The sequence below is a fragment of the Culicoidibacter larvae genome, from assembly GCF_005771635.1.
GTDB classification, from domain to species: Bacteria; Bacillota_I; Bacilli_A; order Culicoidibacterales; family Culicoidibacteraceae; genus Culicoidibacter; species Culicoidibacter larvae.
This window is the reverse complement of sequence record NZ_VBWP01000007.1, coordinates 117,651-128,172: the sequence shown is the minus strand read 5'-3', so window position 1 is coordinate 128,172 and position 10,522 is coordinate 117,651. Positions and strand designations below refer to the sequence as shown.

General features: G+C 40.4%; 8 protein-coding genes. All 8 read left to right on the top strand.

The features are described 5' to 3' along the window. The coding region (locus tag FEZ08_RS08705; protein WP_138191438.1) for an InlB B-repeat-containing protein at positions 1-729 on the top strand (729 nt) is incomplete at its 5' end. Positions 730-1,091: 362 nt separating this feature from the next. Then, a complete protein-coding gene (locus FEZ08_RS08700; RefSeq protein ID WP_138191436.1) occupies positions 1,092-2,321 on the top strand; it encodes an ABC transporter substrate-binding protein in 1,230 nt (409 codons plus the stop codon). Positions 2,322-2,334: 13 nt separating this feature from the next. Continuing rightward, complete coding sequence (locus FEZ08_RS08695; protein ID WP_138191434.1) at positions 2,335-3,228, top strand: carbohydrate ABC transporter permease; 894 nt, start codon at positions 2,335-2,337, stop codon at positions 3,226-3,228. Next, positions 3,228-4,079 (top strand): carbohydrate ABC transporter permease, encoded by an 852-nt coding sequence (locus FEZ08_RS08690; RefSeq protein WP_138191432.1) that lies wholly within the window; start codon positions 3,228-3,230, stop codon positions 4,077-4,079. The genes FEZ08_RS08695 and FEZ08_RS08690 overlap by 1 nt, the downstream gene beginning before the upstream one ends. Before the next feature lie 24 nt (positions 4,080-4,103). After that, complete coding sequence (gene yicI / locus FEZ08_RS08685) at positions 4,104-6,350, top strand: alpha-xylosidase (RefSeq protein ID WP_138191429.1); 2,247 nt, start codon at positions 4,104-4,106, stop codon at positions 6,348-6,350. A gap of 11 nt (positions 6,351-6,361) precedes the next feature. Beyond that, complete coding sequence (gene xylA, locus FEZ08_RS08680; RefSeq protein ID WP_138191427.1) at positions 6,362-7,678, top strand: xylose isomerase; 1,317 nt, start codon at positions 6,362-6,364, stop codon at positions 7,676-7,678. Between the two features lie 20 nt (positions 7,679-7,698). Continuing rightward, positions 7,699-9,171 carry a xylulokinase gene (xylB, locus tag FEZ08_RS08675; protein WP_138191425.1) on the top strand — a complete coding sequence of 491 codons (1,473 nt, stop codon included), beginning with the start codon at positions 7,699-7,701 and terminating at the stop codon, positions 9,169-9,171. 103 nt (positions 9,172-9,274) lie between these two features. Then, entirely contained in the window at positions 9,275-10,423 is a 1,149-nt protein-coding gene (locus FEZ08_RS08670) for an ROK family transcriptional regulator (RefSeq protein ID WP_138191423.1), read from the top strand. Positions 10,424-10,522: the final 99 nt, after the last annotated feature.

The following is a 10,522-nucleotide window of genomic DNA, read 5'->3' as shown; positions in this document are numbered from 1 at the left end:
CCAGCTGGCGGACTTGCCTTAGAAGCACACTGGACGGCATTAGACCAAACCATCACTTTCGATGTGAATGGTGGTAAGGCAACTACTCAGCCAGCTGATATCATTCAAGTAACTGACAGCACAGTTGACTTAAGTGCAGTCACCGCACCAACATGGTTCGGCCACAAATTCCTTGGTTGGAAAGACGCAACTGACACAACGTACAGCGGCACAATCACTATGCCGGCAGGCGGATTAACCTTAATCGCCGATTGGCAAGACTTGATTGCTGATGGCGTATGGTTGATTGATGCTAACAGCTTTAGCATTGGTCAAGAAGAATTACAAGCAGCAATTGCTAATGATACATTAGAACAAGTTATTCTCGATAGTTCACAAGCGCAAGCTTGGAACGATGAGACAACTGAGTCATTGGCGCCATTACAAGTTGCTAATATTGACGAAGTCAAAGTGAATCCGGTTATTGGCGATAATTTAGTAACCATCGTTCACAAAGACCCAACAACCGCAAGCTCAGTTTCATTCAACACTTTTGATGCTAATGAAGCAACAGTAAGCGAACTAAGTACAACGATTACGATGACAGTCATTGCTACCAAAGACACAACAACAGATTTACCGTCTACAGGTGGCAATCAACTTGAAATGATAAGCGTAGGCGCAATTGGTGCAGGAGTTGGCGTCATGCTATTCTTTGCCCGTCGCAAACGTAAGTCAGAAGATGCATAATCTTGGTGAAAATTGAATTCAGGCGGGTCACGAGGACCCGCCTGGATTTCTCTTTGTACACATACAGTTCATAAAATTCATTATTTAGCACCGAAAATTCATTGAGTTAGCGACGAATATCTGTAATAATAAAGGCAGACATTCAACCTTCCCCCCAATTGGTTGATGTCCTAATGCGAAGTTATTAAACTCGCTGCGGTGATGAACATATACTGTTCATCGCCGTTTTTTATTTTTTATACTAAAAGTTTAAAACTTAAACAAATTGTATTGACAGCGTTTTCAGTAATTGTTATAATGAACTCGCAACAGTTAGTTTAAGACTTAAATTAATTAAAAATATTTATATGGAGTGGTAAAAGATGAAGAAATTTTTTGCGTTTATGGCGGTTGCAGTTTTAGTGCTGGCTGGGTGTGCCGGTGGTGGCGGTTCGTCAGAAAATAGTTTGACTATTTTTAACTTGAAGCCGGAAATTGATGAGGCATTAAAGAAATATGCTGCTGATTATGAAGCTGAGACCGGAGTTAAGGTAACAATTAAAACTTGTGGTGGTGGCTGCGATTATGGTTCACAGTTGAAATCAGAGTTTCAATCAGGAAGCGAACCGGATATTTTTGTTATTCAAGGTGAGAATGATTATGTTACTTGGGAACATAAGGTTGCCGATTTATCTGCCGAGCCTTGGAGTACTGATACCGAGTATGCTTTTGTAAAAGATGGCAAAACATATGGGTTTCCTTATTCAGTTGAAGGATACGGCATTATTTATAATAAAGATATGATGGATAAAGCTGGTGTAGATGTAAGCACTTTAACTACTTATGAAGGTTGGGTTGCTGCGGTACAAAAAATTGATGAGCAGAAAGAGGCTTTAGGAATTGACTCAGTTATCAGTATGGCTGCCGGTCCAACAATGACTTGGTTGACTGGTTCACAAAACTTTAATGCATATCTTGCCAATGGTGAACAAGGTATGAAATATGTTGATGAAGTGCTTGCAGGAACAGTTGATGATGCACGATTAGCTGAATATGCGAACTGGGTAGAATTATTATTTAACAATGCTAATCAGCAAGTGTTGAATACTGGTAATTATGATGAACAAGTAAATGCATTTAAAAATGGGAAAACAGCGTTTATTGCTCAAGGTAACTGGATTGCACCAAATATGGCTGATGCAACATTTGAAATGGGTATTGCTCCTATGGGATCAAAAACAACAGCTACTGATGGTATTTTTGTTTCAGCACCATCATTCTATGCAGTGAATAAAGATGGCGCAAATGTTGAGCTGGCTAAGAAGTTCTTAAACGATATGGTATCAACCGATCGTGGTGTTCAATTTATCGTTGAAGATGCTCAGATGGTACCGGCATTTAAATCAATTAAGGCTGAGGCAACAAATTCATTAAATCAAAGTGTTATTGATTGGGTACAAAAAGGTAATAATTATGGCTGGGATCATTATTATATGCCTGACGGATTCTGTAATAATACTTTAGGGGCAATTTATTCACAGTATGCGAATAAACAAATTACTAAAGAAGAGTTTATCAAACAAGTTAGTGAGGCAATCAAAACCTTACAATAAAGGGTGAAATGAAATGAAAAGAAGTAAGAAAAGCTATCTATTATTAATTCTGCCGGCAGTTGCAATGTTCTCGTTGGTTATGATTATTCCGTTTGTTTTAGGTGTGTATTATTCATTTACTGACTGGACGGCAACAGTTGGTAAAGCAGTGAGTTTTATCGGCCTGGAAAATTATTTTACTGCTTTTGCTGATGCCACTTTTATTCATTCGTTTTTGGTAACTATGCAATATGCAATTGTTAGTATCGTTGTAACTAATGCATTGGCAATTTTAATGGCAATGTTAGTAACCCGCAAAACTAAGTTGGCCAATCTGTATCGTTCGGGATTCTTCATCCCGAACTTGATTGGCGGGATTGTGCTTGGGTATCTCTGGCAATTTATTTTCAATAATGTGTTAGTTATTATCGGGAATACTTTGGGGCTGGAATTTTTGCAACAATCTTTGTTGGCAAATCCGACGGTATCAATTTACGCATTGGTTATTGTTGGTTCTTGGCAGTACGCCGGATATATTATGATGATTTATGTTGCGGCTCTGCAAAATATTCCGTCTGAAGTGCTTGAAGCAAGTTCGTTGGACGGCGCAACTGGTTTTCAGCGGCTTAGACATATTATTTTTCCAATGGTGGCACCAGCGTTTACAATCTCATTGTTTTTGACTTTAGTAACGGCGTTTAAACAATTTGATATTAACTTTGCGTTAAACATGGGTGGTCCCGGAACCACATTTGCCGGGGTTCCGGTTATGGCAAGTGAACTGTTGGCACTGAACATTTACCAGACCGCTTTCTCATTTAACCAGATGGGCGTCGCCCAAGCTAAATCAATAATATTCTTTGTTGTTTTGGTTGTTATTGCAATTATTCAAGTTGTTTTAACGAAGAGAAGGGAGATTGAGGCATAATGAAACGTTTGAAAAATATTTCGGTTGAGGCGTTTACGATTGTATTATTTTTACTGTTTTTAGTTCCATTTGTTATTTTGGTGATTAATACCGGTAAGGATAGTAACTCAATTATTGATAGTGCTTTGGCATTGCCGGAGAACTGGGGACAGTTTATTACTAATATTCAGCTTATTTTAACTGATCCAACGGTGGCATATATTACTTCTTTTGTTTCTTCGGTTATTATTACAGTGGTATCATTAGTAGTGATTGTATTGGCGTCTTCGTTATGTGCATGGGGCTTAGTGCGGAATAAAAATAAGCTTTCTTCAATCATTTTCTTGGTTTTTGTAGCTAGTATGGTTATTCCGTTCCAGGTGGTTATGTTCCCACTGGTAAGTTGGTACAAAATGATTACTGATGCCACGGGTATTGAATTATTGCGTTCATATTTAGGTATCATCTTAGCCTATGGTGGTTTTGGCGTAGCACTCAGTGTATTTCTCTATCATGGATTTATTAAATCTATTCCGCTTGAACTTGAAGAGGCGGCGATGATGGAGGGGTGCAATCAGTTTCAATTGTTTTTCAAAATCATTTTCCCGATTTTGCGACCAATAACAGTAACAGTGGTTATTTTAAATGGTATTTGGATTTGGAATGATTTCCTTTTACCGGTACAGATTTTAGGAAAAGGGAATGCGATTCAAACCCTGCCAATTGCAGTTGTAAACTTTGTCGGTTCATTTGTAACTCAATGGAACTTAGTGTTAACAGCAGCGTTACTGGCAATCATCCCGATTGTGATTGTATACTTATTTTTACAAAAACATATTATCAAGGGTATGGTCGATGGCGCAGTTAAATAGCAATATCTTGGAAGGAGCAATAAAATGAAATTTACTGATGGATTTTGGATGATGCAAAAAGAATATACTTTGCATCCGGCGACAGAAATTGTTGATTATCGGATTACCGATTCAAGTTTGCAGTTATTTGCTGCTACAAAAAAGATTAATCATCGCGGTGATACTTTAGATGATGGGTTACTTACAATTGAATTTCGTTCACCGCTTACAGATATTATACAGGTAACGATTAAACATTTTGATGGTATTTACGAGAAGGGTCCGCATTTTGAGTTGAATGAACAGCAAGTACCGGTTGAGATTACCGATGGTGATTGTTTGATGTTCAAGAGCGGTCATACGCGTGTTGAAATCAATAAACAAGATTGGCAGTTGCAGTACTTTTATGACGAACGCAAGCTGACCTCGAGCAGCTGGCGTTCGACGGCTTATATTAATGGCGAAAAACAGAGTTATCTTCGTGAACAGCTGGATTTAGGTATCAATGAGCAGATTTATGGTCTTGGTGAGCGGTTTGCTCCTTTTGTGAAGAATGGGCAGGCAGTTGATATTTGGAATGAGGATGGCGGAACCGCTTCTGAGCAGTCGTATAAGAGTATTCCGTTTTATTTATCGAGTAATGGTTATGGTGTGTTTACAAATCATCCGGAAAAAGTGTCGTATGAAGTGGCGAGTGAGGTTGTTTCACGGGTGCAGTTTAGTGTTGCCGGTGAGAAGCTTGACTATTACATTATTGGTGGTGCGGAGCCTAAAGATGTGTTGATGAAGTATACCGATTTAACTGGTAAGCCACCGGTGCCGCCGTTATGGAGTTTTGGTTTATGGTTGTCGACCAGTTTCACGACGCAATATGATGAGGCGACAGTAAATTCATTTTTAGATAAGATGGAAGCTTATCAGATTCCTTTGTCAGTTTTTCATTATGATTGCTTCTGGATGAAGGGATATGAGTGGACGAATTTTGAGTGGGATCCGGAAGTGTTTCCTGAGCCGGAAGCGATGTTAGCTCGTTTGCGGAAAAAAGGTTTGAAGATTTGTGTTTGGATTAATCCATATATTGGGCAAAAGGCACCGCTTTTCCATGAGGGCAAAGAAAAAGGATATCTGTTGAAGAATCTTAATGGTGACGTTTGGCAGTGGAATAAGTGGCAAGCGGGAATGGGCATTGTTGATTTTACTAATCCTGATGCTAAAGCTTGGTACCAAGATCATTTGCGACGGTTAATGGACATGGGTGTTGACTCGTTTAAGACTGATTTTGGTGAGCGGATTCCAGTTGATGTTCAATGGTTTGATGGCAGTGATCCGCAAAAAATGCATAATTATTATACGCATTTGTATAATGAGGCTGTTTTTGAGGTGTTGCAGGAAAAGAGTCCGCAAGATGCGCTTGTGTTTGCGCGATCAGCTACGGTTGGCGGGCAGAAGTTTCCGGTTCATTGGGGCGGCGATTGTTCATCGAATTATGCTTCAATGGCGGAAAGTTTACGTGGCGGTTTATCACTGACTTTATCTGGGTTTGGCTTCTGGTCACATGATATTTCCGGTTTTGAGAATACGGCAACTCCGGATGTTTATAAACGTTGGTCACAGTTCGGCTTATTATCTACGCATTCGCGATTACATGGCAATACTTCATATCGGGTGCCTTGGGATTTTGGTGATGAGGCTGTAGAAGTAGTGCGGTATTTTTCAGAGTTAAAAAATCAACTGGCACCATATTTATATAATAACGCGATTCTTACTGCGAAGACTGGCTTACCTTCGATGCGGGCGATGATGTTGCAGTATCCAAATGATCTTAATTGTCGTTATCTTGATTTACAGTATATGTTGGGTGAGGATATTTTAGTTGCACCGATTTTTAACGAAAACGGTGAGGCAAGTTATTACTTGCCTCATGGGAAGTGGACGCATTTGTTATCACATGAGGTGCGTGATGGTGGAACTTGGCACCATGATACTTATGATTATTTTAGCTTACCGTTGTATGTGGCAGAGAATACGATTTTACCTTTTGGTCAGGTTAAAAGCAGAATTGACTATTCATTTGCTGAAAATACGGTTTTCCATTTGTATCAAATTAATGATGCAAGTTATAGCTTGCATGATGAACAAGGTCATGTGTTAGGAACTATTCAGGCAAAAGATACTGATGGGTATATTACTATCAGTCACAACTTTGATTTTAATATTACAGTTAAAGTGTTTGCCAAAGATAAAGTTATTGAGCAACAGGATATCCCACAACAAGCAATTATCAATTATTAGGAGGCATAAAAATGTATTTTAAACAAGATAAGATTCAATACTTAGGAGCATCGAGCAAAGAACCGTTTGCTTTTAAATATTATAATGCTGATGAATTGGTTGCCGGAAAACCAATGTCAGAACATTTAAAGTTTGCAATGTCATATTGGCATACATTGACGGCAATGGGTGTTGATCCATTCGGTATGGAAACAATGTTCCGGCCTTGGGACGATACTACTGATGCGATGGAGCAAGCTAAAGCACGTGTATACGCTGGTTTTGAATTTATGGAAAAACTGGGGTTAAGATATTTTTGTTTTCATGACAAAGATATTGCACCGCTTGGTAAAACGATTACGGAAACTAATGCAAATTTAGATGTGATTGTTGACATTATTGAAGCGGAGATGAAACGTACCGGTATTAAATTGCTTTGGGGTACAACCAATGCTTTTGCGCACCCGCGTTTTATGCATGGCGCAGCAACGAGTCCGAATGCGGATGTTTTTGCTTATGCGGCAGCACAAGTGAAAAAGGCAATGGAGATTACCAAACGTCTTGGTGGCGAAGGCTACGTTTTCTGGGGCGGCCGTGAAGGGTATGAAACTTTGTTGAATACCGATATGAAACGTGAGCAAAATCATTTGGCGGCGTTTCTGCAAATGGCAGCGAACTATGCTGATGAAATTGGGTTTGATGGTGGCTTATTTATTGAGCCGAAACCAAAAGAGCCGACAAAACATCAATATGATTTTGATGCGGCAACAGTTGTTGGATTCTTAAAAACCTATAACTTGGATGGTCGATTCAAATTAAATTTGGAAACGAATCATGCAACTTTAGCGGGACATACTTTCCATCATGAAATCCAAGTAGCAATTCAGCATGGATTGTTGGGTAGTATTGATATTAATTATGGTGATGTGTTATTGGGATGGGATACTGACCAGTTTCCAACTAATATTTATGATGCGGTTTTAACAATGTATGAATTGTTAAAACTCGGCGGACTTCCTCAGGGTGGTTTGAATTTTGATGCTAAAGTACGGCGTGGTTCATTTACTGAAGAAGATTTGTTGTTAGCGTATATTGCCGGAATGGATACATATGCTAAGGGCTTGAAGGTTGCTGCCCGGTTGCTTGAGGATGGCGTACTTGAACAGTTTATTCAAGAGCGGTATGCGAGTTATGATCAGGGTATTGGTGCTAAAATTGAGGCTGGAACAACGAATCTTAATGAGCTTGCTGATTATGTTGTTGCGCACGAGGGTGAATTGAGCAATCAGTCGGGACGTCAGGAATGGCTTGAGGCGACGTTGAATCAATATATCTTTGAGACTAAGTAACACTAGGAGTTGTGAGCAGGATGGCTTATATAGGAATAGATTTAGGTACTTCGGCAGTTAAGTTAATAATAATGGATAGAAACGGTTCGGTTATGCGAACCGTTTCTAAAGATTATCCCAATCATTTTCCGCAGTCAGGTTGGTCAGAACAAGATCCGCTGGATTGGTATAACCGAACTATTGAAGGTCTGGCTGAATTAATAGTCGGTTTTGAGCATCAAATTGAAGCTATTAGTTTCTCAGGGCAAATGCATGGGTTGGTGCTGCTTGATGAGCATGATGCAGTTATCCGGCCGGCAATTTTATGGAACGACCAGCGAACGACAGCGGAGTGTCGGTATTTAAATGAGGATATTGGTATTGATACCTTGAATCGATTGACGGCTAATAAGGCGTTGACGGGTTTTACGGCGCCAAAGGTGCTGTGGGTACGCGCGCATGAACCAGAGCATTTTGCGCGAATAAATAAAATAATGTTGCCGAAGGACTACTTGCTTTATCGCTTGAGTGGTTGTTTTGCTACCGATGTAAGTGATGCATCGGGGACATTGTATTTTGATGTTGAGCATCGATGCTGGTCAGCGGCGATGTTGGATATTCTGGGAATTAAAGAGCAGCAATTGCCGAAAGTTTTTGAGAGTTTTCAAGTGGTTGGTCATTTGCATGCTGAATTGGCAGCAAAACTTGGGCTACCAGCAAATGTAAAGGTTGTTGCTGGTGGTGGCGATCAAGCAGTTGGTGCCATTGGAACCGGTAGTGTGGATGATCGCATGTGCTCACTTGCGTTAGGAACAAGTGGTGTTGTATATGTTGCAACCGACACATTTACTCCGGACAACACCAATGCTATGCATGTTTTTGCTGATGGTAGCGGTTATTACCACATCATGGGTGTGATGCTTTCGGCGGCAGGCAGTTTGAAGTGGTGGCGCGAAACAGTGCTGGGTAATAGTAATTATTCTGGACTTGATGGCGAACTTGCGGCAAGTCAAGATAATGCTGTGTTTTTCTTGCCGTATTTGAGTGGTGAGCGGACACCGATTAATGATGCTGATGCTCGTGGTTTATTTATTGGTATGGATAATGCTACCAGTAGTACTGATATGACGCGTGCAGTGGTTGAGGGTGTTACTTTTGCTTTATATGATTCGCTTTGTGTGATTCGTAATATGGGTATTCAGGTGGATACTGTACGGGTTACCGGCGGTGGTGCCAAAAATAATTTTTGGTGCCAGTTGATTGCTGATGTGATGCATGTGCGGGTTGAACGGTTGGCACAGGAAGAAGGTCCGGCGTATGGTGCTGCGATTCTGGCAGCGGTTGGCAGCGGCGCGTTTGCTGATGTGCGCAGTGCCTGTCATCAATTGATTCAGGTACAGCAGGTGTTGGAGCCGAGCGACACGCGGGTAAGTTACTATCGCAAAAAGTATGGTCAGTTTAAAGAAATATATCCTAGCGTCCAGGGGCTTTATAAAACGCTATTAAGTCGGTAAGCAATTTGTTATAATAGCTGTAAGTAATATTAGGGGCTAAGGGGCGCCGCTTGGCGGCGTTCCTTAGTAGATTTTTCTATAAAAAAGTTCGGAAGTGGTATGCATGGAAGTTGTAGATGTGTCGGTATCGCGCAAGATTAATACGCGCATTTTATTGGAGACAATTATTGAGAATCCGGGAATTTCGCGGGCTGATTTGTCGCGTGCTACGGGGCTGAATAAGGCAACGGTTTCTTACATTATTAAGGAACTTGAAGATGAGGGTTTGATTGTTTTTCGTAATGAGAAGATTACTACCGGAGCGCGGCAGGCTTTGGCGATAGATTTTAATAAAGAGGCCGGCCAGCAGATTGTGATTGAGCTGAAGCGCGATCATATTGGTGGTTTTTTAGTCAATCTTTTGGGTGAGTTTGAGTATCAAACGGCGCTTTCGATTGAGGATAAGGAGTATGATGTCATCAAGGATGATATCATACAAGTAATTCAAAAAATTATGAGCTATGCTGATCAGCAACGGGTGATTGCAATTGGGATTGTTGTGCCGGCGACGGTTACTTTAGATAAGAAGATTAATTTTGCTTCGTATTTTAATTGGAAAAATGTTGATTTGCGTTATGATATTGAGCAACATTTTGGGATTGAAACGTTTTTGGAAAATGAGGCAAACTTAGGGGCGATTGCTGAGAATAATGTTTATTTTCATGACACGAAAGATTTGATTAATATTAATATTGATAGTGGTGTTGGGCTTGGAGTTGTTTTAGATGGTCAGATTCAATATGGCTATAGCGGCTTTTTAGGTGAGTTTGGGCATACAACCCTGGTACCTAATGGTAAGTTGTGTTCATGTGGTAATCGTGGTTGTTTTGAGCTGTATACCTCAGAACATTATGTGCTTGAACATTATGAAGCGTTGCGCGGAACGAAGGCGAGCGTGAGCGAGTTTATTGAGGCGTTACGCGAGGAAGAGGCGTATGCCTTGGCAGTTTATACTGAGTTTATTGAGTATTTTACGATTGGTATTCATAATTTGCTGGTGTTGCTTAATCCTGAAATTGTGGTTATTAATAGTCGTATTATCAGTGAGTACGCGCCGAGTGTTGAGTATGTGAAGGCAATGCTGGTTTCCAAGGAGATTAATTACTGTGATATTGTTGTTTCTAAATTACCGGATACTTCGAGCGTTATTGGGATGTCAAATGTGATTACTAAATCGTTCTTAGGGATTGAAAAGCTTTCTTTATTTCGATGAGAAAACCCCATGCGGCGCCAACCGCCGTATGGGGTTAGGGCAAGTTCGGAGCGTTCTCGCTCCGGACTTGCTTTTTCTTTCCCGTTCGTGAGATAATAG